The 391-nt window shown below is 55.2% G+C and carries 1 pseudogene; it reads right to left on the bottom strand.

The features are described 5' to 3' along the window. Nucleotides 1–154: 154 nt before the first annotated feature. Nucleotides 155–391, bottom strand: a pseudogene (locus ALO43_RS27430) (ABC transporter ATP-binding protein); the annotation flags it as partial.

The raw sequence follows: 391 nt of genomic DNA, 5'->3' as shown, positions 1-391 counted from the left end.
GAAGGCATTCAACACGCGTGGCCTTGAGCAGTGCACAGTACGTGCCGAAAAATATTTCCATTTAAAAACATACGGTTACATAGACATCCCGATAACCCGCGGTATCCCACGAGACAAAATGTCCGAACACTGTTGCTGGAAGAACAGCGGTGATTCACGCTTGAGTCGCTGTGCCCAGATAGAAGTTCTGGATATCGTCACTCCCGGCCAGTTCCTGCGCAGTCCCTGAGCCCACCACCCGGCCGTTCTCCAGCACATAACCGAAGTGCGCGTATTCCAGGGTCAGATTGATATTCTGCTCGGCCACCAGCAGGCTCAGCCCCTCCTCGCGATTGAGCCCCGCCAGCGTGTCGAAAATTTCCTCGACTACCTGCGGAGCGAGGCCCATGGA

Origin of the sequence: Pseudomonas tremae (assembly GCF_001401155.1) — a bacterium.
In the GTDB taxonomy this organism is placed as follows: domain Bacteria; phylum Pseudomonadota; class Gammaproteobacteria; order Pseudomonadales; family Pseudomonadaceae; genus Aquipseudomonas; species Aquipseudomonas tremae.
Note: the sequence above shows the minus strand (reverse complement) of the source record. Positions and strands in the feature narration are given on the sequence as shown.